At 29.9% G+C, this 26,270-nt stretch carries 28 protein-coding genes and 2 pseudogenes; 9 read left to right on the top strand and 21 right to left on the bottom strand.

The genetic code is table 11. The features are described from left to right. Positions 1 to 703: 703 nt before the first annotated feature. Positions 704 to 1,723 (top strand): annotated as a pseudogene (locus AC2TY9_RS06120) (methyl-accepting chemotaxis protein); the annotation flags it as partial. Between the two features lie 18 nt (positions 1,724 to 1,741). Here AC2TY9_RS06120 and AC2TY9_RS06115 read toward each other — a convergent pair. The 6 genes and pseudogenes from AC2TY9_RS06115 to murI all read right to left on the bottom strand — a co-directional run bounded on the left by AC2TY9_RS06115 (position 1,742) and on the right by murI (position 7,670). After that, positions 1,742 to 2,128 carry a thioredoxin fold domain-containing protein gene (locus tag AC2TY9_RS06115; RefSeq protein ID WP_489780068.1) on the bottom strand — a complete coding sequence of 129 codons (387 nt, stop codon included), beginning with the start codon at positions 2,126 to 2,128 and terminating at the stop codon, positions 1,742 to 1,744. A gap of 12 nt (positions 2,129 to 2,140) precedes the next feature. Continuing rightward, positions 2,141 to 2,683: a hydrolase gene (locus AC2TY9_RS06110; protein WP_489780067.1), complete on the bottom strand. Its 543-nt coding sequence runs from the start codon at positions 2,681 to 2,683 to the stop codon at positions 2,141 to 2,143. A gap of 143 nt (positions 2,684 to 2,826) precedes the next feature. Further along, positions 2,827 to 3,768, bottom strand: a complete 942-nt coding sequence (gene hemC / locus AC2TY9_RS06105) for a hydroxymethylbilane synthase (RefSeq protein WP_489780066.1) — start codon at positions 3,766 to 3,768, stop codon at positions 2,827 to 2,829. 1 nt (position 3,769) lies between these two features. Further along, positions 3,770 to 4,606: a DsbA family protein gene (locus AC2TY9_RS06100; protein ID WP_489780065.1), complete on the bottom strand. Its 837-nt coding sequence runs from the start codon at positions 4,604 to 4,606 to the stop codon at positions 3,770 to 3,772. 1,194 nt (positions 4,607 to 5,800) lie between these two features. Further along, positions 5,801 to 6,880 (bottom strand): annotated as a pseudogene (locus AC2TY9_RS06095) (DNA polymerase III subunit gamma/tau); the annotation flags it as partial. Beyond that, positions 6,873 to 7,670 carry a glutamate racemase gene (gene murI / locus AC2TY9_RS06090; protein WP_489780064.1) on the bottom strand — a complete coding sequence of 266 codons (798 nt, stop codon included), beginning with the start codon at positions 7,668 to 7,670 and terminating at the stop codon, positions 6,873 to 6,875. The pseudogene AC2TY9_RS06095 and the gene murI, both read right to left, overlap by 8 nt. Before the next feature lie 200 nt (positions 7,671 to 7,870). Here murI and AC2TY9_RS06085 point away from each other — a divergent pair, with 200 nt between their 5' ends. Beyond that, entirely contained in the window at positions 7,871 to 8,533 is a 663-nt protein-coding gene (locus AC2TY9_RS06085; protein WP_489780062.1) for a uracil-DNA glycosylase family protein, read from the top strand. Between the two features lie 222 nt (positions 8,534 to 8,755). On the opposite strand, the gene AC2TY9_RS06080 is transcribed toward AC2TY9_RS06085, so the two are convergent. The 5 genes from AC2TY9_RS06080 to AC2TY9_RS06060 form a co-directional block, all read right to left on the bottom strand. Beyond that, the gene (locus AC2TY9_RS06080) at positions 8,756 to 9,577 is read right to left on the bottom strand and encodes a MetQ/NlpA family ABC transporter substrate-binding protein (protein ID WP_489780060.1); all 822 of its coding nucleotides are present in this window, start codon (positions 9,575 to 9,577) and stop codon (positions 8,756 to 8,758) included. A 9-nt stretch (positions 9,578 to 9,586) separates the two neighbouring features. Then, entirely contained in the window at positions 9,587 to 10,225 is a 639-nt protein-coding gene (locus AC2TY9_RS06075) for a methionine ABC transporter permease (RefSeq protein WP_489780058.1), read from the bottom strand. Beyond that, positions 10,225 to 11,181: a methionine ABC transporter ATP-binding protein gene (locus AC2TY9_RS06070; RefSeq protein WP_489780056.1), complete on the bottom strand. Its 957-nt coding sequence runs from the start codon at positions 11,179 to 11,181 to the stop codon at positions 10,225 to 10,227. Before AC2TY9_RS06070 ends, AC2TY9_RS06075 begins: the two co-directional genes overlap by 1 nt. Positions 11,182 to 11,335: 154 nt before the next feature. Continuing rightward, positions 11,336 to 12,682: a transcription termination factor Rho gene (rho, locus tag AC2TY9_RS06065; protein WP_489780054.1), complete on the bottom strand. Its 1,347-nt coding sequence runs from the start codon at positions 12,680 to 12,682 to the stop codon at positions 11,336 to 11,338. A gap of 171 nt (positions 12,683 to 12,853) precedes the next feature. Then, positions 12,854 to 13,450, bottom strand: coding sequence for a peroxiredoxin (locus AC2TY9_RS06060; protein WP_489780052.1), 597 nt, complete (start codon positions 13,448 to 13,450; stop codon positions 12,854 to 12,856). Positions 13,451 to 13,739: 289 nt separating this feature from the next. Between AC2TY9_RS06060 and AC2TY9_RS06055 the strand changes: the two genes are divergently transcribed. The 6 genes from AC2TY9_RS06055 to AC2TY9_RS06030 all read left to right on the top strand — a co-directional run bounded on the left by AC2TY9_RS06055 (position 13,740) and on the right by AC2TY9_RS06030 (position 17,126). Next, positions 13,740 to 14,009 (top strand): 4Fe-4S dicluster domain-containing protein, encoded by a 270-nt coding sequence (locus AC2TY9_RS06055; RefSeq protein WP_489780050.1) that lies wholly within the window; start codon positions 13,740 to 13,742, stop codon positions 14,007 to 14,009. A gap of 119 nt (positions 14,010 to 14,128) precedes the next feature. Beyond that, complete coding sequence (ndk, locus tag AC2TY9_RS06050) at positions 14,129 to 14,542, top strand: nucleoside-diphosphate kinase (RefSeq protein ID WP_489780048.1); 414 nt, start codon at positions 14,129 to 14,131, stop codon at positions 14,540 to 14,542. Positions 14,543 to 14,551: 9 nt separating this feature from the next. Next, positions 14,552 to 14,935, top strand: coding sequence for a hypothetical protein (locus AC2TY9_RS06045; protein ID WP_489780046.1), 384 nt, complete (start codon positions 14,552 to 14,554; stop codon positions 14,933 to 14,935). A gap of 13 nt (positions 14,936 to 14,948) precedes the next feature. Next, the gene (rpmF, locus tag AC2TY9_RS06040) at positions 14,949 to 15,101 is read left to right on the top strand and encodes a 50S ribosomal protein L32 (RefSeq protein WP_138152280.1); all 153 of its coding nucleotides are present in this window, start codon (positions 14,949 to 14,951) and stop codon (positions 15,099 to 15,101) included. Beyond that, the gene (gene plsX, locus AC2TY9_RS06035) at positions 15,101 to 16,099 is read left to right on the top strand and encodes a phosphate acyltransferase PlsX (RefSeq protein ID WP_489780043.1); all 999 of its coding nucleotides are present in this window, start codon (positions 15,101 to 15,103) and stop codon (positions 16,097 to 16,099) included. Before rpmF ends, plsX begins: the two co-directional genes overlap by 1 nt. Before the next feature lie 28 nt (positions 16,100 to 16,127). After that, positions 16,128 to 17,126, top strand: coding sequence for a beta-ketoacyl-ACP synthase III (locus tag AC2TY9_RS06030; RefSeq protein WP_489780041.1), 999 nt, complete (start codon positions 16,128 to 16,130; stop codon positions 17,124 to 17,126). 32 nt (positions 17,127 to 17,158) lie between these two features. Here the strand turns inward: AC2TY9_RS06030 and AC2TY9_RS06025 are convergent, their stop codons facing one another. The 3 genes from AC2TY9_RS06025 to AC2TY9_RS06015 are packed head-to-tail and all read right to left on the bottom strand — an operon-like array spanning position 17,159 to position 18,609. Beyond that, positions 17,159 to 17,479 (bottom strand): branched-chain amino acid transporter permease, encoded by a 321-nt coding sequence (locus AC2TY9_RS06025; RefSeq protein WP_489780039.1) that lies wholly within the window; start codon positions 17,477 to 17,479, stop codon positions 17,159 to 17,161. Beyond that, on the bottom strand, positions 17,472 to 18,161 hold the full coding sequence (locus AC2TY9_RS06020; RefSeq protein WP_489780037.1) for an AzlC family ABC transporter permease: 690 nt from the start codon (positions 18,159 to 18,161) through the stop codon (positions 17,472 to 17,474). The genes AC2TY9_RS06025 and AC2TY9_RS06020 overlap by 8 nt, the downstream gene beginning before the upstream one ends. A gap of 10 nt (positions 18,162 to 18,171) precedes the next feature. Beyond that, complete coding sequence (locus AC2TY9_RS06015) at positions 18,172 to 18,609, bottom strand: hypothetical protein (protein WP_489780036.1); 438 nt, start codon at positions 18,607 to 18,609, stop codon at positions 18,172 to 18,174. A gap of 40 nt (positions 18,610 to 18,649) precedes the next feature. Between AC2TY9_RS06015 and AC2TY9_RS06010 the strand changes: the two genes are divergently transcribed. Next, complete coding sequence (locus AC2TY9_RS06010) at positions 18,650 to 19,303, top strand: transglutaminase-like cysteine peptidase (RefSeq protein WP_489780034.1); 654 nt, start codon at positions 18,650 to 18,652, stop codon at positions 19,301 to 19,303. Here the strand turns inward: AC2TY9_RS06010 and AC2TY9_RS06005 are convergent. The 7 genes from AC2TY9_RS06005 to AC2TY9_RS05975 form a co-directional block, all read right to left on the bottom strand. Next, on the bottom strand, positions 19,285 to 19,848 hold the full coding sequence (locus AC2TY9_RS06005) for an aminotransferase class IV (protein WP_489780033.1): 564 nt from the start codon (positions 19,846 to 19,848) through the stop codon (positions 19,285 to 19,287). The genes AC2TY9_RS06010 and AC2TY9_RS06005 overlap by 19 nt on opposite strands. 24 nt (positions 19,849 to 19,872) lie before the next feature. Then, a complete protein-coding gene (glpK, locus tag AC2TY9_RS06000; protein ID WP_489780032.1) occupies positions 19,873 to 21,366 on the bottom strand; it encodes a glycerol kinase GlpK in 1,494 nt (497 codons plus the stop codon). Between the two features lie 74 nt (positions 21,367 to 21,440). After that, positions 21,441 to 23,144, bottom strand: a complete 1,704-nt coding sequence (locus AC2TY9_RS05995) for an ABC transporter substrate-binding protein (RefSeq protein ID WP_489780031.1) — start codon at positions 23,142 to 23,144, stop codon at positions 21,441 to 21,443. A 61-nt stretch (positions 23,145 to 23,205) separates the two neighbouring features. Continuing rightward, the gene (locus AC2TY9_RS05990; RefSeq protein ID WP_489780030.1) at positions 23,206 to 23,484 is read right to left on the bottom strand and encodes a DUF2160 domain-containing protein; all 279 of its coding nucleotides are present in this window, start codon (positions 23,482 to 23,484) and stop codon (positions 23,206 to 23,208) included. A 9-nt stretch (positions 23,485 to 23,493) separates the two neighbouring features. Next, the gene (locus tag AC2TY9_RS05985; RefSeq protein ID WP_489780029.1) at positions 23,494 to 24,318 is read right to left on the bottom strand and encodes a carbohydrate ABC transporter permease; all 825 of its coding nucleotides are present in this window, start codon (positions 24,316 to 24,318) and stop codon (positions 23,494 to 23,496) included. Position 24,319: 1 nt separating this feature from the next. Next, a complete protein-coding gene (locus AC2TY9_RS05980) occupies positions 24,320 to 25,189 on the bottom strand; it encodes a carbohydrate ABC transporter permease (protein WP_489780027.1) in 870 nt (289 codons plus the stop codon). Further along, positions 25,189 to 26,268, bottom strand: coding sequence for an ABC transporter ATP-binding protein (locus AC2TY9_RS05975; protein WP_489780026.1), 1,080 nt, complete (start codon positions 26,266 to 26,268; stop codon positions 25,189 to 25,191). The genes AC2TY9_RS05980 and AC2TY9_RS05975 overlap by 1 nt, the downstream gene beginning before the upstream one ends. Positions 26,269 to 26,270 lie beyond the last annotated feature (2 nt).

Below are 26,270 nucleotides of genomic sequence, written 5' to 3'. Positions count from 1 at the left end.
TAGTAATAGTACTTATTTTATAGGTCTTGTTGGTGGAGGTATAACTTTTGCATCAACTTTTTTAGCATATAAAATATTTAGAGGTACAGTACTTTCTCGTATTATCTTTGGTACAGCATTTGTAATATATCCTGCTATCATGATTTCGCAACAACTAGGTATGATCGAGATGCACTTCTTCTTTTTTGTGTATGTTGCTGCCTTTGTTGTGTATAAAGATATTACCGCAATGATGGCAATGACAGCTGTTACTGGTGTACATCACCTTTTATTTACTTACTTACAATTAAATGGTGCTTCAATTATGGGCAAAGAGATTATACTTATGAGTACAAACTGTAGTTGGTTATTTACTTTTATTCATATTTTTGTATTTTTAATAGAACTTATAATACTTATTTATGCAGTTTATACACTAATAAATCAATTTATTCAAGCTAAAACATTACAATTTGAATCAGCAGAAGCATTTGAAAAATTAGAAGAAACAACTTTGTTAAATAAAAAAATAATTGATGAAACTATTGAAGTAGCAAATAGCGTAAACTCTGGTGTTTTAACAGCAAGAGTACAAAGTGATACAAAAGATGAAAATATAAAAGCATTAAAAGATATTATCAATGATATGATGAATAATCTTGAGAGAAAAATCGCATCAGACTTAAATGAAATCACATCAGTTTTACAAGAATTTACTAACAATAGTTTTACTTCAAAAATAAATTCAAGTGGTGAACTTGCAGAAAACCTTAATATCCTTGCTGATGCAATTACAAATATGCTTATTGAAAATAAAGAAAATGGTTTAACTCTTCAAAGCAGTGCAACATTACTATCATCAAATGTAAATAATCTTAATACATCATCAAATACGGCAGCAGCTTCATTGGAAGAAACAGCAGCAGCAGTAGAAGAGATAACATCAATTATTAAATCAAGTAATGAAAAAGTAAATAGAATGTCTATCTTGGCAAATGATTTAAATAAATCAGCAAGTGATGGGGAAAATTTAGCAACTAAAACAACATCAGCAATGGATGATATTGATACACAAGTTAAAGCTATTAATGATGCAATTACAGTTATTGATCAAATTGCATTCCAAACAAATATATTATCTTTAAATGCAGCAGTTGAAGCAGCAACAGCAGGAGAAGCTGGTAAAGGATTTGCAGTTGTCGCACAAGAAGTAAGAAATCTTGCAAGTAGAAGTGCAGAAGCAGCTAAAGAGATTAAAGATTTAGTTGAAAATGCAACTACAAAAGCAAATGAAGGTAAATCAATTGCAGATAATATGATCAAAGGTTATTCTGATTTAAATAGTAAGGTTAGTGAAACAATTGAATTAATTACTGATGTTAATTCAGCTTCGAAAGAGCAAGAAACTGGAATTGTTCAAATTAATGATGCCATTAACTCTTTAGATAAACAAACTCAAGAAAATGCAATGATTGCAAGTGAGACAAACGATATTGCAACTCAAACAAATCAAATTGCTGAAGTTATTTTAAATAGTGCAGATGAAAAAGAGTTTGAAGGTAAAAATTCTGTAAAAGCAAGGGATATTCAAGTTAGTAAATCCTCAACTTCAATATCTGCTAAAACATCTAAGGTAAATACTACTCCAAAAGAAAAGATTAAAAAAGTAGAACCTAAAGCTACAAATTCACAAAAGACAGTAACTGCAAATAATAATAACGATGATGAGTGGGAAAGCTTTTAATATAAAAAAAGGATAGTTTTAAAAACTATCCTCATCATCTAAAACCTTAAGAATATTCTCTTTTTTTTGATAGCCTTGAAATTCATATAAAATAGTTAAATCCCCTTCACTTTTTTCAAGAATATAAGAGGTAGGAAAATATTTTATAGAAAAAGAATACTTTTCTAAAAGCTTTTTAAAAATATCACTAGAATCATTCACATAAAACATATATAAATCATCTCTAATCACATCAATCTCTTCAAGTACTCTTTTTTGTTTAGCGCACCAAGGACAATAAGTGGTACTAAAAATAAGAAAGGTTTTTTTATCTTCTTTAATCTCATCAAGGGTTTTTAATTCTTTAATTTCTGAAGAGATTAAATAGCTTGATAAAATAAAAATCAAAAAAACAATCTTTCCCATGACCAGTCCCTTTTATTTTAGCAGTTTTGAAATCTCTTTAAAAACTGGATTTTTTGCATTTACAGTTAACTCAAATAATAATGATTCATAAGTTGTTGGAATCACTCCTGCTTGAATCATTCTTTTTATTGCTATATCTTTATCTTTTTCTTTTCTAGAGTTGACACAATCAGTTACAAGAACAGGTTGTAATCCCTCTTCTAACAAATCAAGTGCAGTCTGTAGAACACAAACATGAGTCTCAATACCAGCTAAAATAACAATCTTTTTACCTGTATCTTTTATGGCACAAAGACCATCTTCATTTCCACAACAAGAAAAAGTTGTTTTCTCAAAATGTGGATACTCATCTGTTAACTCTTTTAAACTTGCAATTGTTTCGCCAATACCTTTTTTATATTGTTCATTTACAATCATAGGAATCTCATGTAATTGTAAGCCTTTAACTAATGTTACTAAGTTTTTTTCTAACTCTTCATTGTTTTGTATATGAGGAAATAATCTTTCTTGCACATCAACTTGAACAAATACACAATCTTCTGCTTTAATTCTCATTAATTACTCCTAAAAAATAGTCCCAATTTTTTAAGGACCTTGAATTTATCACTTCTTTTAACACTATAGCAAAAGCCATAGATAGAGAACAACTAGTTATTCTCTTTAGATATTAGCAAAACTTCGTAACATTAGACTAGCATTTAATCTTCAAATGCTACTTTTTCAGCACGAGCTAATAACTCTTTAGCTCCTTGATCAATAAATGTTTGAGCTAAATTTTTACCTACATTTTCAAATTCTTCAAGATCTGCAACTATATCTTCTTGGATATATTCACTACCATCAGGCATTCCAACTATTGCCTTTACATCAATAGAGTTTTCATCTAAGATAGTTGCTTTAACACCAATTGGAACTTGACAACCACCCTCTAAAGTTCTTACAAAATCTCTTTCAATAGTTGATTCAATATGTGCATTTTTATCATGTAATACAGAAACAATATCCATAATCTCTTTATTGTCTAAAGTTTCAATACCTAGTGTTGCTTGCCCCATAGATGGAATCATATCATCTGTTGAAACTGGTTTAAAATATTTCACCTCATCTTCTATTTGAAGTTTTTGTAATCCTGTTGCTGCAAGAATAATAGCATCATACTCACCAGCTTTTAATTTTGCAATTCTAGTGTTGATATTTCCTCTTAAATCTTTTAAAACAATATCAGGTCTTAAAAGTTTTAACTCTAATCTTCTTCTTAAACTTGTAGTTCCTACAACTGCACCATTTGGTAAATCATGAATACCTTCATACTTTTCACTTAAAAAAGCATCCCTTGGATCAAATCTTTTTGTAACTGCTGCTAGTGCAAATCCCTCTTCAAAATTAACAGGGACATCTTTTAGACTATGTACTGCAATATGAGCTTCTTTAGAAGCAAGTGCAATTTCAAGCTCCTTTGTAAATAATCCTTTACCACCAATTTTTGCTAAAGGTACATCTAAAATCTTATCAGCTTTTGTAGAAAATGTTTTTAACTCAATCTCCATGTCTGGATAATGCTTATTTAATTCAGCTTTTATATATTCACTTTGCCATAGCGCTAATTTACTTTTTCTTGTTGCAATTATCAATTTTTCCATTTTAATTTCCTAACATTTCATATTTTAATTTTGATTTGTCTTTCTCACCATTAACAAAAATAGTTGGTGTTCCTTGAACCATCACATTATCTCCTTTAGAGATATCAGCTGATAATTCATCTCCAACTTTTTTATTTTTGATATCATTTATTGTGTATGAAGTATTAAACTCTTTATTAAAGCCATCAATAACTTTTTGAGCATTTGTTTCACTTGATTCGAAGTATTTATCCCAATCTGCTTCATATACTTTTAATTCAATGTCAGTCATTTTATCATTTTTAGCTGCTACCATAAGAGCAGATAAAGGAGCAGATGCTGGGTGAATTCTTAATAATGGGAAATGATAATAATACAAGGCTATACTATCTTTATGTTTTTTTACATAATTTATTACATCAGGTACATAATCCATACAAAAAGGGCATAATGGATCTGAAAATACCACTAATTTATCTTCTGCATTAGGATTCCCTGCAATTAATTTTTTTTCATCATAATAATCTTTTGTTAACTTAGGATTCATCAAATCTTTTAATGCCATCCCTGTTTTTATATCAAAAAGTTCAGGGGCGATAATCTCACCATTTGAAAAAACAACATCCTTTGCTTTTATCTCTTTTCCTGCCATTTTTGCATCTAAATCTATGATATATCCATACCAACCTTTTTGTGGCATCTCTCTTTTAGTATTTATTTTTACACTATTAATTTCTACTCTTTTATTCTTTGAAAATCTTTCTTTTTCAAACTTAAGCACATTATCATCAACAGTATCATTAGCTAATAAACTTCCAAACATTAGTGCAGTTGCACCAATAACCGATATTAATTTCATTTGTGTCCTTTCATAGTCTTTCATATCTCAAACCAAGAATTATATTCTTAACAAACTTAAGAGTTAAGTTTTAGTCTTAACAGTAATTTTTTTAATATGAAACAATTCTTTTGTTGTATTTAATTGACTAGAATTTAGTATATCTTTTAACTGTAACTCTTTTTGAGAGGGGCTAGGATTTGCAGTTTTTTGCATATCTGCCACACAACCAGAACCAACCTCTATATCTTCAACCATTGAGCCTGTACCATTTTCAATAGAATTTTGTGCTTCATATACTTGTTTTGCCTCATCTAAAGATATATCGTTAACTAAAGCAATACCTGCAATTGAGGATTCCTTATCTTTCATTCTCTCAATTAAATTTTCACCATTTTTTTCTTGAGTATGATTACTCAAAGACTTTTTTGTTTCCTCTTTAATAAATTCTATTTCAATATTCTCACCAAAAATATCATAGATAAAAAGTTTTAATATCCCATAATGTTTTAGTAAAAATTTTCTTTCATCACCTTGTGCATAAGAGCTAATTTCAAGTTTATTATCTGAAAAGTTTTTATAAACAAAGTTTTTTTCAAAGGCTTCACCTAACTCATCATCCCTTTCATAAACCTTGGCAATCAATTGTTTATATGCTTTTGTATTTTCATCAATTACTTCAGGAACCACCTGGGGTATTGGTTCATAAACAGGTTCTTCTACAATTGGCTCTTCAACAATTTCTTGGACTGTTTCTTGAGGCATTTCCTGGACTGTTTGATTAGGTATTTCTTGAACTGTTTGATTAGGTATTTCAGGAGATATATTTTGATTTGCCTCTTGCTTTTCTTCCATAGGAGGAATTACATTTTCAACAGGCTCTTCAATCACCTCATTTTGTTTTTCCTCTATTGGCATATTATACTCTTCATCAAAAGGGTTAGGGAAAGGATTGGTATTTTGTTCAACAACTTCAATTGGTTGAACAGTAGGAATTGCATTTATACTATCTGTTGAAATAGTTGTTTCATTTTCAATCTCTACAGCTTCTTCAACTTCATTCTCTTCTACTTTTATTGGACTCTCTTCATTTAAAGCTTTTCTATTTTCCATAAAAGTTTCATTAACTTTTACTACTTCATCATCATAGGCATGATTTATATCATTATTTGCATGTTCTACAACTTTTTCTTTAGAAATCACATCTTTAATTATAGGCTTAACCTCAATATCTTGAACTTGATTTATAATCTCATCAATAGTTTTTAAATTTGTTGCTTCAACCATTTTTGATAAGGTTAAAATTAAAACAAATCCACCATCTGAATTTATTGCTAATAGATGTTTTGCATCGCTTAGTATTCTAAAAAATCTATCAAATAAAAGTATATTAAACTTTGCATCTTTTTCAAGCATTTTTTGCTTTAAATATATTGTCATCTCATCACAAACCTGAGATATCTCATAATTTTCTAATTCTTGTACTAGTTTAGTGAAATCCTGTTTTCTTAATATAGTATCAAAAAGCTCATCCATAAGTTTTGGTTCAATAAGTCCCAACATATCAACTACAGTTCTTGTGGTAATCTTACCTTTTGAAAAGATAATTGCTTGGTCTAGTAAAGTTAGAGTATCTCTTAAACTTCCTTGTCCTGTTCTTGCTAATATCTCTAAAGCATCAGTTTCAAAGTCAATATTCTCTTCATTTAAAATATGTGATAAATGATGCATCACATCAGAATTTGCAATTTTATTAAATCTAAAATGTTGAGTTCTACTTAAAATAGTAGCTGGTAGTTTAAGTGGATCTGTTGTTGCAAGTATAAATTTTACAAAACCTGGAGGTTCTTCTAAGGTTTTAAGTAAGGCATTAAAAGCTTGAGTTGTAAGCATATGAACCTCATCAATTATAAACACTTTAAATCTAGCAGAACTTGGTTTATATTTTGTATGTTCAATTAAATCTTTAATATCATCAATTCCCCTATTTGAAGCTGCATCCATCTCTATAATATCAAGGTGTTTATTTGTATTTGCACTTTGACAATTTTCACACACTTCACAAGGCCGTGATGTTGGTCCATTTGAACACAATAACGCCTTTGCCATAATTCTTGCAGTTGAAGTTTTACCACTTCCTCTTAGTCCACTAAAAAGATAGGCATGGGATAATCTACTTGAATCTAAAGCTAAAGACAAAGTTTGTGAAATTGTTGTTTGCCCAACTAAATCTTCAAATCTTTTTGGTCTATATTTTAATGCTAACACCCTATTCTCTACATTTTTTTCATTCATTAATATCCCTTACTTTTATCTTTCCACCAATTGTATATTTATCTAATATTAAATTAACCATATTTAAATTTATATCTTTTGTATAATAAAGTTTGATTTCTAAATCTCCCCTATTAATATGCCCTTTTTTAGAACTCAAATCTTCAAGCCTTTTTGCTATTGCAAAACCAGTTTCAATTAAATTAATATCTTTACCCATATAATCTTTTATAATATCTGATACTAGTGGGTAATGTGTACAACCTAGAACAATTGTATCTACACCATTTTTTTTCATAGGCTCTAACCAGCTTTTTAACATTTCATGTGTTTTACTATCTTCAATCATTCCATTTTCAATTTTCTCAACTAAGCCTGGACATGCTTGTTCAAATAATCTTATCTCTTTTAATATAGTTAAATCATTAAGCAAAGTTTGGTATTTTTGCCCCTTTAATGTGGCACTTGTTGCTAAAACTCCTACACTATTACTTTTTGTCATATTAATAGCAGGTTTTATACCAGGCTCAGTTCCAATAACAATTAAATCTTTAAACTTCATTCTAAGTTCTTTTACAGCAGCTGATGTAGCTGTATTACATGCAATAATTAAAGCTTCAATGTTATGATTTTTTATCAAATATTTAGTAATAGATAAAGAGTGTTTTAAAATCTCATCTTTACTCTTTTCTCCATAGGGAGCATATTCAGTATCAGCTATATAAAAAATTTCTGCACCTTTAAAAAGCTTTGAAATCTCTTTTACAACTGTTAAACCACCAAGACCTGAATCAAAAATCCCAACTTTCAATAAATACCTTTAAAAGTTCCTACTTTTAAAGGAACCATATATTTATGACTACTTTTTAGCAAGATTTATAAAAAACTTTAAAAGTAGCAAAATCCTAAAGAGTACAACTAGTTGTACTTAAAATAAATTAATGAGGATTATATCAAAAAAGTTATAACTAATTTGTTAAAATAAAATATATAGATTACTAAAGGAGATTTATGTTTTTTCATTTTCATCCATATGAACCTTTTTTAAATAACGATACAAAAACTATTATTATGGGAACCCTACCTCCACCTAGATTTTATATAAAAGAATATAAAAAAGAGGATGTACTTTTTTGTTATGGATCAAAGGATAATCTTCTTTGGAAAGTTCTTAATAAAATCTATAATTTAGATTTGCTTTTTGATAACTCACTAGAAGCAGTAGAACAAAGAAAATCATTTTTGTTAAAAAACAAAATTGGTATTTGTGATATCGTAGAATCTTGTCAAAGGGAAAAAATTGATGCCAGTGATATTGGTATGAAGCATGTTAAACTAAGAGATATAATCTATTATTTAGGCAAATATGACAAAATCACTACAATAATCTTTACTGGGGGCTATTGTAAAAACTCCCCTGAATATTTTTTAAGAAAAGTTCTAAAAGAAGAAAATATTGTATTTGAAAACATCTCAAATGAAATTCCTAAAATTCACAAATTTAAATTTAATAAAAGAACAATAAAAACAATAAGTCTAAGCTCACCATCTAATGCAGCCAATAGAAGTATAGGGGCAAATAAAATATTTAAAAAAAATAAAAAACTTGATAAAAACTATACCACCTTTGATTTTAGGCTATCTCAATATAAAGATGTTTTTAAATTAGTATAAAAATTTAAATTTTCTTTAAGTATAAGTTAAAATTTATTTTATTATAATTCTGAATGATTATTCATTTAACATTAGGAGAGAGAAATGTTTATACAGGAAACACTATTATTTGTAGTCTTTGGATTAGCCGCTTTTACTGCAGCTTCATGGTTCATTACTTTTTTTGTAAAAGAAAATTAGTTTTTAAGAGCCATTTGCAAAGCTTACAAATGGCTCTATAATTTAAAATGCTTCTACAATAGCACCATTATATTTTTCAAGGATGAATTTTTTAATCTCATCTGAGTTTAATACTTCATCTAAAGCTTTAATATATTCTTTATTTTCATTACCAGCTTTTACTGCAACAATATTTGCATATGGAGAATCTTTTGATTCAATAACTAATGCATCTTTTAGTGGATTTAAATTTGCAGCCAATGCATAGTTTGTATTGATAATTGCGGCATCAATTTCATCGATAACTCTTGGTAATTGAGGAGCGTCTAATTCTTCAATTTTTAGATTTTTTGGATTTTCTATAATATCAACTGCAGTTTTAAACTCTACATCTTTAAATTTTAATAAACCTTGTTTAACTAAAATATCTAATGCTCTACTTCCATTTGTTGGGTCATTTGGAACAGCAATTGTCGCACCATCTTTTAATTCACTAATATTTTTGATTTTCTTAGAATACAATCCCATTGGTTCTAAGTGAACATTTACTGTTTTTACTAAATTTGTATTTTTGTTTTTATTAAACTCTTTTAAATACGGTAAATGTTGGAAAAAGTTAGCATCTAACTCACCCTCATCAACAGCAATATTTGGAGTAACATAATCTGTAAATTCAACAATCTCTAAATCATAACCTTTTGCTTTTAAAAGAGGTTTTGCAGCTTCCAAAATTTCTGAATGGGGAACTGGTGTTGCACCAACTTTAATTACAGTTTTTTTCTCTTCAACTTTTACATTTTCTTTTTTTTCTTCACTACTTGTACAAGCAGTTAAACCTAAAGCAACAGCACCTGCAATTGCAAATTTTAAAATATTTTTAATCATTTATGTCCTTTATTTTTTAGTTTTTTTATAAATATAATCACCAGCACTTTGACATACTTGCACTAAGGCAATTAGTATTAGTACTGTATAAATCATAGTTTCAGTTTGAAATCTGTAATACCCATATTTAATGGCTACATCTCCCAAACCTCCACCACCAACAGCTCCAGCCATAGCAGAAAATCCAATTACTGTAATTAGTGTTAAAGTAATTGTAGAAATAATACTTGGCAATGCTTCTACAAGCATTACTTTAAAGATTATTTGAAAGTCACTTGCTCCAAAAGATTTTGCAGCTTCTATTACACCTTGGTCTACTTCTTTAAAAGCACTTTCAATAAGTCTTGCTATAAAAGGAGCAGCTCCTATTGTAAGAGGGATAATTGCAGCTGTTGTACCAATACTCTTCCCAATTAAAAATTTCGTTAATGGAAATAACACAATCATCAAAATGATAAAAGGAAATGATCTTAAAGTATTAATTGCAATATCAAGAACTGAATAGATTTTTAGATTCTCTTTTAAACCACCTTTTGAGGTTAGTATTAAAATAATTGCCAAGAAAAAACCAATAACAACAGCAAAAAAAGTTGAAACAAACGACATATAAACCGTTTCACCAAGTGCAGGTAATAATATATCAACCATTATAATACCTCCCAAACAATATCATGTTCTTTTATATAATCTGTAACTTTTTGTCTATCTTCTTCTTTTAGATTTATAACCATATTACCAACAATATGAGTGTTTATCTCTTCAAGTTTTCCCCAAACAATATTGAAATCCATATTTAACTCTCTTGCCATTTTTGTGATAAATGATTGATATGCATTATCTTTAGGAAAATACAATTTTATATTTACCCCTTCAGTTGGTACAACCTCAATCTCTCCTAAAAACTCTTTCATCTTCTCATCTGGCTTTAAAAATAACTCTTCTGTATCATCAAAACCAATAATATTTCCGTGTTCAAGTAAAAGTGCTTTTTGAGCAATTTGCTTAACAACTTCCATCTCATGAGTAACTATTACTATCGTAATATTAAGTTTTTCATTAATCTCTTTTAATAGATTTAAAATAGAAGTAGTAGTATTAGGATCAAGGGCAGAAGTTGCTTCATCAGATAATAGTACCTCAGGATCTAATGTTAGTGCTCTTGCAATTGCAACTCTTTGTTTTTGTCCACCACTTAATTGGCTTGGATATGAATTTAACTTATTTTCTAATCCAACTAAAGCTAATAAATCATTTACTTTTTTATTAATTTCGCTTTTTTTATAACCCCAAAGTTGCAGTGGAAGTGCTACATTTTCATATACAGTTTTTCTTTGAACTAATGAAAAGTGTTGGAAAATCATCCCAATCTTTTTTCTAAACTCTCTTAAACTCTGTTTATCAAGTGTTTTAATCTCTCTATCATTTACTTTTAATGAACCATCACTATAATCTTCAAGGCCATTAATACATCTAAGTAGTGTAGATTTTCCTGCACCACTATGTCCAACAATTGAAAATACTTCACCTTTTTTTATATCAATTGAAATATCATTTAATACTTTTGTTTGTCCATAATATTTATTTAAATTTTTAATACTAATCATAATTGATCCTTATAAGCTCGGAATATTATTAAAAAAAGAATAAGTTCTAAATTAAACAAGCAATTTATATGTAATTTTTTAAAAATTTGGGAAGATTGTGAAAAATAGCAGTTTTCTTTATAAAGAAAACCGCCATTAAAAAAAGGTATTTATACTATTCGTTCATTGATGCAAAGAAATCAGCGTTATTCTTAGTCTTTTGCATTTTTGAATATAAGAATTTTAAAGCTTCTACTTCATCCATTTGTGAAATAGCATTTCTTAAAATCCATGTTTTTTGTAAGATATCTGGACTTAATAATAATTCTTCTTTTCTAGTACCAGATTTGATAATATCTAGTGCTGGATAAACTCTTCTATTAGCTGCATTTCTACTTAATACAACCTCTGAGTTACCAGTACCTTTAAACTCTTCAAAAATAACTTCATCCATTTTTGAACCAGTTTCAATAAGTGCAGTTGAGATAATAGTTAAAGAACCACCCTCTTCAATATTTCTAGCAGCACCAAAAAATCTTTTTGGTTTATGTAATGCATTTGCATCAACCCCACCTGAAAGAACTTTACCAGAACTTGGAGTTACAGTATTATAAGCTCTTGCTAATCTTGTAATAGAATCTAATAAGATAACTACATCTTTTTTCATTTCTACAATTCTTTTTGCTTTTTCAATAACAATTTCAGCAACTCTTACATGGTTATGTGCTGGAAGATCAAACGTAGAAGAATAAACTTCACCATTTACACTTCTTTGCATATCAGTAACCTCTTCAGGTCTTTCATCAATTAATAAAACCATTAAGTGTGTATCAGGATGATTTCTACTAATACCGTGAGCTAAGTCTTTTAAAAGTTCAGTTTTACCAGTTTTTGGAGGTGCAACAATAAGTCCCCTTTGCCCTTTACCCATTGGAGCAAAAAGATCAAGCATTCTTCCTGTCATTCTATTTTGATCATACTCAAATGTAAATCTATCAGTAGAATATAATGGTGTTAAGTTATCAAATAATGGTCTGTTTTTTGATTCATTTATAGGTAAGTAATTTATTGCTTCAATTTTTAATAAAGCGTTGTACTTTTCACTATCTTTATTTGGAGGTCGAACTTGTCCTGTTACTATATCCCCTGTTCTTAATGCAAATTTTCTAATTTGTGTAGCAGAAACATAAGAATCATTTGAAGTATCTGAGAAGTTTCCATCCATTGCTCTTAAAAAACCAAATCCACCCTCTTTAATTTCTAAAATTCCAGTAAATAAAATAAATCCACCAGCATCAATTTGATGTTGTAGAATACTGAACATTAGATCTTGTCTTTTTAATTCTTGAGGGTTCTCTACATCTAGTTCTTTTGCAATTTTAAGAAGATCATTTAAGGGTAATTCTCTTAGTTGTTCAATTTTGTAACCTTCAACAGGAACATGAGTTCTTGCTTTTCTAGAGTTCCCATTTGAGTGTGAGCCTCTTGTTTTAGTTTTAGTTTGAGTTTTTGACTCTTCCATGAGTTTATTTTGCCTTTTTTTGATTTACATATTAAGTTATGTGTTTTGTAGTTTTATCTAGTATATTTTTTTTAAGTCTTGTAATTTTAGTGTTTATTTAGAAAAAAGTCAATTAATTAACTTGTGTTAAGGAAAAAAAGCGCCTATTGGCGCTTTTTTAAGGAAAAGATATCATAAGCTACCTTCGTTTTTACCTAAGTACTCAGCTACACCTTCAGTAGATGGCTTCATACCTTCGTCACCTTTGTTCCATCCAGCAGGACAAACTTCACCATGCTCATTAGTAAAAATCATTGTATCAACCATTCTAATCATTTCATCAATGTTTCTACCAAGTGGTAAGTCGTTAATTACAGCATGTCTTACAGTTCCATCTTTGTCAATTAAAAATGATCCTCTTAATGCAACAGAATCACCAAATAATACATCATAATCTCTTGAGATTTGTTTTGAAAGGTCAGCAACTAGAGGGAATTTAACTCTACCAATACCACCGTTTTCAACTGGAGTTTCTCTCCATGCAAAGTGAGAAAATTGTGAATCTACAGAACAACCAATTACATTGATTCCTCTTGAAGTAAACTCTTCAATTCTTTTTGAAAATGCAATAATTTCTGATGGACAAACGAAAGTGAAGTCTAGTGGGTAGAAAAATAAAACCGCACCTTTTTCACCAATATTGTCATATAAATTAAAATCTTCAACGATTTGACCATCAGCAAGTACAGCTGTTGCTGTGAAATCTGGAGCTTTTTTTGTAACTAACATGTAATTTCCTTTATTATAAATTGTTTTGTGAGGGAAAGTATAGTATAATTTTTTTAAATAACATTATATATAAAATATAAATTTATAAATTTAAGATAGGTTTTATTTTTGGAAAATTTTTATCCCTTAATAGATTATAGTTCAAATTTATTCATGATAACTGTAATTACTTTCATTATCTAGAATCTCCTATTCTAGGGAATTATAAAGCCAACTTATAACTATTCTCATTTAAAGTTAAATTTATTTTTTGTGTGATAAAGTTGAATAAATTTTTCAAGGAGTTAGAATGGCAGTAAAAATTACTGATATTTGTATTAACTGTGATGCTTGTTTAGATGAGTGTCCTACAGAATCAATTGTTGATAACGATGAGAATCCTACAGGTGAAGATATTTATTATGTAAACCCAGAAACTTGTACTGAGTGTATTGGTGATCATGACGAGCCAGCATGTGCAGAAGCATGTCCTACTGAAGGATGCATTGTTTGGGATGCTAGAGAAGGTGATAACGTTAGAGAAGGAATGACTGCTGGTGAGCCAGTTGTAGAAGACTAATCTTTATATCATTTTAATCAATTTTAATAAAAAGGTAAGTAATTTTTTAAATTGCTTGCCTTTTTTTATTTTTTTAGGTATAATCCGCGGCTAAAAAAATTAAAGAGGAATGAATACCTATGGAACAAACACTTTCAATCATTAAACCTGATGCAGTGGAAAAGAACGTTGTTGGTAAAATCTTAGATAGATTTGAATCTGCTGGATTAAGAATTGCAGCTACAAAAAAAGTTCAATTAAGCAAAGCTGATGCAGAAGCATTTTATGCAGTACACGCAGAAAGACCTTTCTTTGGTGAATTAGTAGACTTCATGATTTCTGGACCAGTTGTAGTTTCAGTACTTGAAGGTGAAAATGCAATGACTAAAAACAGAGAATTAATGGGTGCAACTAATCCAAAAGAAGCAGCAGCTGGTACAATTAGAGCAGATTTTGCTGATTCTATTGATGCAAATGCAGTTCATGGTTCTGATTCATTAGAAAATGCAGCAGTTGAAATTAAATTTTTCTTCTCAGCTAGAGAGATTTGCTAGTATTTTCACATGAAAATAGAATTTAGAAAAGTACCTTTTACTCCAAAAGAGTTTGAAACTGAATTCAATTCAGTTAAAATTGAAGGTACTTTTTGTAAAATATCGCCATCTTTAGTCAAAATTGACAGTAAACTTACAGGGAACACCACTGTAAATTGCATTAGATGCGGTGAAGAAGATACAATTACAATAGACGAAAATTTAATTTTTTTACTTAGTGATGGTATCTATAAGTCTGATTCTCATAATGATGAAGAATTAGATATAATAGAAATAGACGATAATATTATTGATTTTAATGAAATTATTGAAAGCGAAGTATCATCTATTTATACAGATTATCACATTTGTCCAAATTGTACAGATAGTGATTTTATTGAAAACGAATATTAAATAAGGAGAAAACATGGCAGTACCTAAGAGAAGAGTATCACATACTAGAGCAGCTAAAAGAAGAACTCACTATAAAATTACTTTAAAAAGACCAGTAAAAGATAGTGATGGAACTTGGAAAATGCCTCACATGGTTAACCCAAATACTGGTGAATATAAAGCATAATGCTAAGAATAGCAATTGATGCGATGGGTGGGGATTTCGGTCCTCAACCTATTATGGAGGGACTTATTTCTGCCCTTCGACACAATACTGCATTTACTGCAATAGCAGTAGGTGATGAAAATGAAATTAAACCTCTAATCCCCCCATACTTAATTGATAGAATTGAAATACTACATACAACTGATGTAATTAGTATGACTGATTCAGCTACAGATGCACTTAAAAGAAAAGAATCTACAATATTTAAATCAATAGATTTAGTTAAAGAAGGAAAAGCAGATGCTGTTGTTTCTGCTGGACACTCTGGAGCTTCTATGTCTCTAGCAACGCTTAGAATTGGTAGAATCAAAGGTGTTAGTAGACCAGCAATTGCAACATTAATGCCAACAAGTGAAAATCAAAATACTTTGGTTTTAGATGTTGGAGCAAATGTTGATTGTGATGCTAAAAACTTATTTGAATTTGCAATTATGGGGCAAGTTTATGCACAAGATGTATTACAACTTGATGAACCTTTAGTTGGATTATTAAGTAATGGTGAAGAGGAAAGTAAAGGTAATGAGATTACAAAAGAAGCATTTACAATGCTTTCAAAGATCCCTAATTTTGCGGGAAATGTTGAAGGTAGTGATGTATTTAAAGGTACAGTAGATGTAGTTGTTTGTGATGGATTTATTGGTAATATTTTACTAAAAACTGCGGAAGGTGTTGCAGATACAATTGGTAAAATTATAAAAAAAGATTTAAAAAGATCTCTTATTTCTATTGCTGGTGCAGTATTGATGAGAAAAGTATTCAAAAATCTAAAAGTAAGAGTTGATTATGCAGAATATGGTGGAGCTCCATTATTAGGAGTTAAAGCACCTGTTATTATTGCCCACGGTAAATCAAATAAAAAAGCAATTCAAAATGCGATTTATCAAGCAATTAATGCTGCAAGCTCTAATTTAGACACTGATATTGAAGAAAGATTAGAACTATACGCAATTGAAAAATAGCGTATTAGTTTTTTAAGGAAATTTTATAATGGCTTATGCAGCATTTAGATCAATAGGGGCTTATGTTCCTTCTAAAGTTATGACAAACGTTGACTTTGAGAAAATCATTGAAACAACTGATGAATGGATTACAAAAAGAACTGGTATAAAAGAAAGAAGATATGCAGAAGAGAATGAAAATCCTTCTGATATGGGTGCAAAAGCGGCTTCTCAAGCTATTGAGCGAGCAGGAATTGCTAAAGAAGATATTGATTTAGTAATCTGTGCTACAGTTACTCCTGACTATTTATGTATGCCTTCAACTGCATGCCTTATTGCTTCAAAATTAGGACTTCCTCCTACTCAAGCTTTTGATATAAGTGCTGCTTGTACAGGTTTTGTTTATGCAAGCTCAATTGCAAAAGCTTTTATTGAATCAGGTATGAAGAAAAATGTACTTATTGTTGGTGCAGAAAAATATACTTCTATTTTAGACTTTACAGATAGAACAACTTGTTTTATATTTGGAGATGGAGCTGGAGCAGCAATTATCTCTTCAACTGATAATAAAGAAGAAGCAATTATTGATGTAAACTGTTCAAGTGATGGAAACTACGATGATTTAATAAAAACTCCAGGTGGAGGAAGTAAAAATCCTTGCTCTCAAGAAGTAGTTGATTCAAAAATGGCTTGTATTCAAATGAAAGGAAATGAAACTTTCAAACTTGCTGTTAAAACTTTAACATCTGATGTTGAAGACATGTTAAAAAAACACAATATTCAAAGTGAAGATATTAATCACTTTATCCCTCATCAAGCTAACTATAGAATTATTTCTGCAGTTGGAAAAGCATTAGGCTTTAATGAAGATCAAACTGTAATAACTGTACATAAATATGGTAATACATCAGCTGCTTCTATTCCTATGGCTATGAATGATGCTTATGAACAAGGTAAAATAAAAGCCGGAGATAAGATTTTATTTGATGCCTTTGGTGGTGGACTTACTTGGGGTTCTGCACTTTTCCCATTTTCTCCAAAAAAGTAATTAGTTAAAGAGGTTTAAACCTCTTTGCACTTTTATAAATACTGAACTAATCCCATATAAAATATCGTTCCAAAAAATATTGAAATCAAATAGTTTTTAACACTTAAGTGTAAAATTAAAGTAAAAAATATTCCACTAATCTCTTTTAAACCATATGGATATAAAGCAAAATCAACATCCTTTAAAGTATAAAAAATCAATATTGTCATAATAGTAGGTGGAAAGAATTTTTCAATAAAAACTAAAGGTTTTGGTAATTCATTCTTTCTAAAAAATAAAAAAGGAAAAACTCTAGTAAATAGATTAACTAAAGACATAACTAAAATAGCTAAAAATAACTCTAAATTACCCATTATCTTCTAATTTCCTTTTAAAAGTAAACAATAAAATTAATGATAAAAATATAGAAACAATTAACATCTTATCAGATGGTATTGCAATCAAGGCAATTATAGAGACAAAAGCACCTATTAAAAAAGGAATTGGATTTTTTAAACTTTTATATTGTTCTACACATAAAACTACAAATAAAGCAGTTAAGGAAAACTCTAATCCTGAAGTATTAAATTCTATGTTAGAACCCACAATTGCTCCTAAAGTAGAACCAAGGAACCAATAGCTTTGATTAAAAGCTGTAAGGAAAAAATAGTACCAATGTTTTTTTAAATTTTCATCATCTTTTAAAGTTGTAAGAAGTGCATAGGTTTCATCAGTAAGTCCAAAAATTAAATAGGGTTTTAATTTACCACTTTTTTTAAATCTTTTTAATAAAGATAAGCCATAAAAAGATTGTCTTAAATTTACAAACCATGAAGCAATAGCTATATCAACTAAACCAGCTTTTACATTAAAAAAGTTTATGGCAACAAACTGTAAAGCTCCAGCATAAATAAAAAGGCTCATAATAGGAGCTAAATACCAACTATAATTAAATGAAACTAATAACAATCCAAAGGCAAATCCTAAAACTCCATAACCCATCATCACAGGAATTGAAACTTTAAAGGCAGCCTTAATTTCTCTTTCGTATCTCAATTAAAAACTTTTATTTCATTAATTTTTTATTATTTGGATTGTTTTTAAATATATTGTATGACTTCTCTTTTGTATCTTCATTAAATTTATCTACAGTAGCAACTGAGTTAACAAAAAGTATTGATTCTCCAACAACTATTTGAAATACTGCATAATATGGTATTTTTACAGTTGAACCAAAGTTTTCACTTCCAAAACCTGCTTCAAAAGTTAAATAAGTATCTTCTAAATTAATTGTTGAATAAGTATAATTAGATAAAACAAATAAAGAAAACTTTGACAATTGTTGATATGTATTACTTGGTAATTCTGGATTGAATTTTACTGCATCTAAGTTTGCTGTTATTGCAAATTCTTGATTTTGGCTTAATAAAAATTGCATAGTCTCTTTTACTTGTGAACTTACTAAATCTTTATATTCACTGTTTTCAATAATCTTATTTATCATTTTTAATCCTAAGTTCATTTTTGCTTGGTTATTATAACGTATGAAACAAATACTTTTACTTATTTTTCTATCATCGATTTGTTTACATTCAAAAAGTATTACTTTAAATGAAAAAGATTTAAAAACAATTAACAATTCAAAAGATTCAAAAGCTATTAAAATAAGATTAGTAAAGTATGTAAAACTAAAACAAAAAGTTAGACCGTTTAAAAATATACTAAAAAAACTATCCCATATAAATTCATTTTATAATAAGATACTTCCTGTCAATGACTCAACAAAATATAATGTTGATGATCATTGGGCAACACCAAAAGAGTTTTTAATACAAGGTCATGGTGATTGTGAAGATTATGCCATAGCTAAATATTTTACTTTATTAGAAGTTGGTATTCCAAAAGAAAAACTTTATTTTGCTATTGTAAAAGTCAAAGGGGAAACAAATTACCACATGGTTTTATTGTATTTTGAAAATAAAAACTCTATGCCGCTGGTTTTAGATAATCTAAGTTTCAAAGTCGTTCCTTTTGATATAAGAAAAAGACTTGAACCAAAGGTTATCTTTAATGAATATGGAAGTTATTTATTAAAAGATAAAAGAATTTACAAAAAAGTAAGAATCAATTGGGGTAAAAATAAAGATGACAATAAATGGGAAAAACTATTAAATAGAATTTATTCAAAAAATGAATAATCCTCTAAAATATCAAAACCAATCATTGCATTCATCAAAGCTATTTTTTTTGCATTTTTTAACATATTAATATCAATATCTGATTCAATTATATCTTTACTTTCAAGTAATCTATTTCTTGTAGTCCCTTCCAATAAAGGTTTTTTTGCGCTTAGCCAATTATCACCATCAAATATAGCTATATTAGCAATAGAGGTATCAGTTAGAAGATTATTTTTAAAAATCATTATCTCATCTGCAGATTCTTTTTCTAAGAATAGTTTATCTAAAGAGCTTCTATCTAAAAACTTTTTTGAATACTCTATCTCATCATCAAATATAAGTTTAAAACTTTTGATTTTTCTTTTTTTATATTCAAAAAACTCTACATTAATAACTTCATTTTCATCATAAATAAGTTTACATCTTAAAAGTTTATTAGATAATGGGTAGATATAATCTTGTAGATTTAAATTTAGTCCAACAGTTTTAGCAACTCGATTTTCATGGTATGGAAGATTAAAAATCTCATAATCTTCACATTTAATAGTTTCAAAATATTTCATGAGTTAATTATTACAAAATTAACTCTATTTTCTGGTTAAAGTTCTTTCTATAGCATCTTTCCAACCAGAATAAAGCTTTTCCCTTGTAAGATCATCAATTCTTGGTTCAAACCTATGTTCCAATTTCCAACTATCTGAAAAACCTTCTTTATCTGGGTAAAACCCTGCTTTCATACCAGCAAGCCATGCTGCACCTAAAGCTGTAGTTTCTAATATCTCTGGTCTATCAATAGTTGCATCTAAAATATCTGATAAAAACTGCATTGACCAATCTGAAGCTGCCATTCCACCATCAACTCTTAAAATTGATTTTTCACTATCAATATTTTTAAAATCCTCAAACATCGCTTCCCATAAATCTCTTGTTTGATATCCAACACTCTCAAGTGCCGCTTTTGCAAATTCTGCAGCCCCTGAACCTCTTGTAAGTCCATAAATTGCACCTCTACACTCAGTATCCCAATATGGAGCTCCAAGTCCTGTAAAAGCAGGTACCAAATAGAGTTGCTGATTTTCATCTGCATTTTGAGCTAAAACTTGAGTGTCTTTTGCATCTTTTATAATTCCAAGTCCATCTCTTAACCACTGAACTACTGCTCCAGCAATAAATATTGAACCCTCAAGTGCATATGTGATTTTTCCATCAAGTTGATAAGCAATAGTAGTTAAAAGTTTATTTTGAGATAAAACCATGTTATCTCCTGTATTAAGTAAAGCAAAACATCCTGTTCCGTAAGTTGACTTCATCATTCCTGGTTCAAAGCAAGCTTGTCCTATTGATGCACTTTGTTGATCTCCTGCAACTCCAAGTATAGGAATTTCTTGACCAAAAATATCAGCACTAGCCATACCAAAATCATCGGCACAATTTTTAACCTCAGGAAGCATTTGCATTGGAATATCTAATATTTTACAAATCTCTTCATCCCAACAACCCTTTTTTATATTAAATAAAATAGTTCTTGAAGCATTTGTTGCATCTGTTACATGTTTTTTGCCTTCGGTCAATTTCCATATTAAATATGAATCAACAGTACCAAAAAGAAGTTCGCCATTATTTGCTTTTTCTCTAGCACCTTCAACATTTTTTAATATCCAATTTAATTTTAGACCTGAAAAATATGGATCAATCATTAGCCCTGTTTTTTCTCTAAACATCTGCTCATATCCAGCATCTTTTAGTTCATTACAAAATTGACCTGTTCTTCTATCTTGCCAAACAATAGCATTATAAATAGTTTCTCCACTATTTTTGTCCCATACAACAGTTGTCTCTCTTTGATTAGTTATTCCAATAGAAACGATATCTTTTGCTTTTATACCAATTCTTTCCATTACAGCTCTACAAGTCCCTGCTACAGTAGTCCAAATATCCAATGGATTATGCTCTACCCAACCTGAGTTTGGAAAATGTTGGGGAAACTCTTCTTGTTCTATTGCATCAATTTTCATATCTTTATTAAATAAAATTGCTCTACTTGAAGTTGTACCTTGATCAATTGATAATATATATTTCATTTTTGCCTACTTGAAGTTAAAATTATAGATTAGTATAACAAAAGTTAAGAAAATTCTTAACTTTTGTACTTGGATTATTTAGTCCAAGATTTGATTAATTCATCATAAGAAATTGTTACAGGTACAGGTTTCTCATTTGCTAATTTTGGCTTAGGAGAACCTGGTTGATTTAACCAATAAGATGCATCTTTTTTAGGATTCAACTTAGGTCCTTTATCACCTTGAATACCAGCTCTTTGGATTCTTTTAAGAACTTTTTCTTGTGCTAAACATAATGAATCTAATGCCTCTTGAGCAGTTTTAGCTCCTGAAGATGCATCACCAATATTTTGCCACCATAATTGTGCTAATTTTGGATAATCAGGTACATTTGTTCCAGTTGGAGACCATTGTACTCTTGCAGGAGATCTATAGAACTCAACTAAACCACCAAGTTTTGGTGCTCTTTTTGTAAATGAATCATGTTGAATTGATGATTCTCTAATAAATGTTAAACCAACATGTGATTTTTTAACATCAACAGTTTTAGAAGTAACAAATTGTGCATATAACCATGCAGCTTTTGCTCTTTTAACTGGAGTAGATTTCATTAAAGTCCAAGAGCCAGCATCTTGGTAACCAATTTTAGTTCCCTCTTCCCAGTAAGCTCCATGTGGTGATGGTGCCATTCTCCATTTTGGATTTCCTTCTTTGTCAACTACAGGGATACCATCCTCTACCATGCTTGCTGTAAATGCTGTATACCAGAACATTTGTTGTGCAACTTCACCTTGTGCAGGTACTGGACCAGCTTCTGAGAATACCATACCAGCAGCACTTGGTGGTGCATATTTTTTCAACCATTCATTGTATTTATTGATAGAATAAACAGCAGCTGGGGAGTTTGTAGCTCCACCTCTGTCAACACAAGAACCAACAGGTTGAGAGTTTTCATTTACTCTAATTCCCCACTCATCAACTGGTAATCCATTAGGCTCACCTTTATCTCCCATTCCTGCCATAGACATCCATGCATCGGTAAATCTCCATCCTAAAGATGGATCTTTTTTACCATAGTCCATATGCCCATACACTTTTTTACCATCTATTTCACGACCTGTAAAAAACTCTGCAATATCTTCATATGCAGACCAGTTTACAGGAACACCTAAGTCATAACCATATTTTGCTTTAAAATCAGCCATGTTTTTTGGGTCTGTGAACCAGTCATATCTAAACCAATAAAGGTTAGCAAATTGTTGATCAGGAAGTTGGTATAGTTTTTGGTCTGGTCCAGTTGTAAATGATAACCCAATAAAATCATTTAAATCAAGATTTGGATTAGTTACGTCTTTACCTTCGTTTGCCATCCAGTCAGTTAAATCTCTTGCTTGTTTATATCTCCAGTGAGTACCTATTAAATCTGAATCATTAATGTACGCATCATAAATATTTTTACCTGTTTGCATTTGAGTTTGAAGTTTTTCAACAACATCACCCTCACCTATGATATCATGAACAATTTTGATACCTGTAATATCATAAAAAGCTTTTGCTAATGTTTTACTTTCGTAAACATGTGTAGCAATACCTTCAGATACAACATTAATTGTCATTCCCTTGTATGGTTTTGCAGCATCTTCAAACCAAGCTAATTCGCTTTTTTGTTGAGCTTCAGTTAAAGCTGAAGGTTTAAATTCTGCTAACCACTTATCTAAGTTCTCTGCTGCAAAGGCAGAAACATTTAAAGCTAATACTGCAGCTAATACTGATGTTGTTACTCTTCTTTTTGTAATCATGTTTTTCTCCAAATTTAATATCACTCATTATAAATTTGTAAAATTTATATCTCGTTAAATTTTACACCCATCTAAAAACAGCTAAGGCATAAAAAAAACAAACAACTAAACCGCCATAAACTAGCGAACCAAATATAGCTAACCAAGCTAAGCAAATAAACGCAGAGCCTAGTAAACTAAGAAAAAGTCTATCACCAGGTGTAGTTTCAATTTGTAATATTCCTTTTCTTGGTGCTTGTGGCCATTTAATACCCCATATTGTCATAACTACTAATGCTGCAAAAATAGATGCAAAAAATATTGCAGTATTTGTAGTCCATGCCATCCATGATAAATTCATATTTACTCCTTAAACTCTTCCAAGTGATAAACCTTTTGCAATATGGTTTCTCACAAAATAAATTACTAATGCACCAGGAACCAATGTAAGAACACCAGCTGCTGCTAGTACTCCCCAGTCAACTCCTGAAGCAGAAACTGTTTTTGTCATTGTTACTGCAATAGATTTTGCATTTACTGAAGTTAAGGTTCTACTTAATAGAAGCTCAACCCATGAAAACATAAAACAGAAAAATGCAGCAACACCAATTCCTGATGCTATTAATGGAGTAAAAATTTTAGTAAAAAACTTAATAAAACTAAATCCATCAATATAAGCGGTTTCGTCAATTTCTTTTGGTACTCCACGCATAAAGCCCTCTAAAATCCATACAGTTAATGGAACATTAAATAGTGTGTGAGCTAAAGCCACCGCGATATGTGTATCAAATAAACCGACACTTGAATATAACTGAAAAAATGGCAGCGCAAATACTGCTGGTGGCGCCATTCTATTTGTTAACAACCAGAAAAATAAATGTTTATCTCCTAAAAATCTATATCTAGAAAATGCATATGCCGCTGGCAATGCAACTGCAACTGAAATTACTGTATTTAAAACAACATAAGTAATAGAGTTTATATACCCCCAATACCAACTGGGATCAGTAAAAATTAATATATAATTATCAAATGTTAAGTTATTAGGAATTAAAGTAAATGTTCCCATAATCTCTTCATTTGTTTTTAAACTCATATTAACAAGCCAATAAACAGGTAACATCAAAAATGTGATGTAAATTGTCATTATTAAAGGAGATATACTTCCAAAGAAGCCTTTTTTATTCTCTTTCATCTTAGTTCTCCTCCTTATCAATATTTGACATAACTGTAAAAAATGCCCATGAAACTAATAAAATTACTAAAAAGTAAATCAATGAAAATGCTGCTGCTGGACCTAAATCAAACTGTCCTATTGCCATTTTTACTAAATCAATAGAAAGGAAAGTAGTTGAGTTACCTGGTCCTCCACCTGTTACAACCATTGGTTCAGTATAAATCATAAAACTATCCATAAATCTAAGTAAAATGGCAATTAATAAAACTCCTCTCATTTTAGGAAGTTCTATATATCTAAAGACACTCCATCTAGATGCTTGGTCAATTTTTGCAGCTTGATAATAAGCTGATGGAATAGACTGTAAACCTGCATAACAAAGTAATACAACTAATGATGTCCAGTGCCATACGTCCATAACTATAATTGTTGCCCATGCAGATAAAACATCTTGAGAATAGTTATAATCAATTCCTAAATAAGTTAATGTATATCCAAGTAAACCAATATCAGTTCTTCCAAAAATTTGCCAGATAGTACCTACAACATTCCAAGGAACTAAAAGGGGTAAGGCAACTACAATTAAGCAAAAAGAAGCCCAGAAACCTTTTTTAGGCATATGAAGAGCTATAAAAATCCCTAAAGGAACTTCAATAGCCAAAATTATTCCTGTAAATAAAGCTTGTCTTCCTAATGCATCTCTAATTCTTTCAGAGTGTAAAATCTCTTGGAACCACTCTAGACCAACTGGATAAAATACATTATTTCCAAAGGTGTCTTGAACAGAATAGTTTACAACTGTCATTAAAGGGATAACAGCAGAAAAACCAACTAACAATAATACTGGTAATACTAAAAACCAGGCTTTTTGATTAACTCTTTTTTTCATTATGCTTCCTTCCCTTCAACTAACCAGCTGTCTTGATAAATATTGATATACTCTTCTTTTAAATTCATATATGTCATATCTTCACTTACTTTTGTATCTTCAGTTATTATGATATCAACTTTTTTGTCTTGATATTTTGCTCGGACGATTTTATGATGGGCAACATCTTCAACTCTAATTAGATCTATTTTTATATCATGAGGATTATTAGTTAAAGTAACAAACTCAGGTCTTATTCCTAATTCAACTTTTTCAGACATATCTTTATATGTTTGATTTAATTTAATCTCATTTTCCCCAAGCCTTGCTATACTATTCTTAATTTCTATATCAAAAAAATTCATACCAGGTGAACCAATAAAATATCCAACAAATGTATGAGCAGGTTTCAAGAATAATTCTTCAGGAGAACCTATTTGAAGTACACATCCATAATTCATAACTACAACTTTATCGGCAAAAGTCAAAGCTTCTGTTTGGTCATGGGTTACGAAAATCATAGTATGGTGTAATTCTTTATGAAGTTTTTTTATCTGTGTTCTTAACTCCCATTTCATATGTGGGTCAATTACAGTTAGAGGCTCATCAAATAAAATTGCATTTACATCTTCTCTAACCATACCTCTTCCAAGAGATATTTTTTGTTTAGCATCTGCTGTTAAACCTCTTGCTTTTTTGTCTAACTCATTTTCTACTTGAATAGCTTTTGCTATTTCCATTACTCTTTTATTAATATACTCTTTATTTTCACCTCTATTTTTTAAAGGAAATTCTAAATTCTGTCTAATAGTCATCGTGTCATAAATCACAGGGAACTGAAAAACTTGTGCAATATTTCTATTTGCAGTAGGTTCATTAGTTACATCTGTTTCGTCAAACATAATTTTTCCCTCAGAAGGGGTTAATATTCCAGAGATAATATTTAATAAAGTTGACTTTCCACATCCTGAAGGTCCTAATAAAGCATATGCAGCGCCATCTTCCCATTCATGGTCAATTTTTCTTAAAGCATAATCTTCTTCAGTTTGGGGATTCTCTTTATATGAATGTGCCAAATTTGAAAGTGTAATTTTTGCCATAT

The sequence above is a fragment of the Arcobacter sp. ISO1 genome (genome assembly GCF_058105185.1).
Note: the sequence above shows the minus strand (reverse complement) of the source record. Positions and strands in the feature narration are given on the sequence as shown.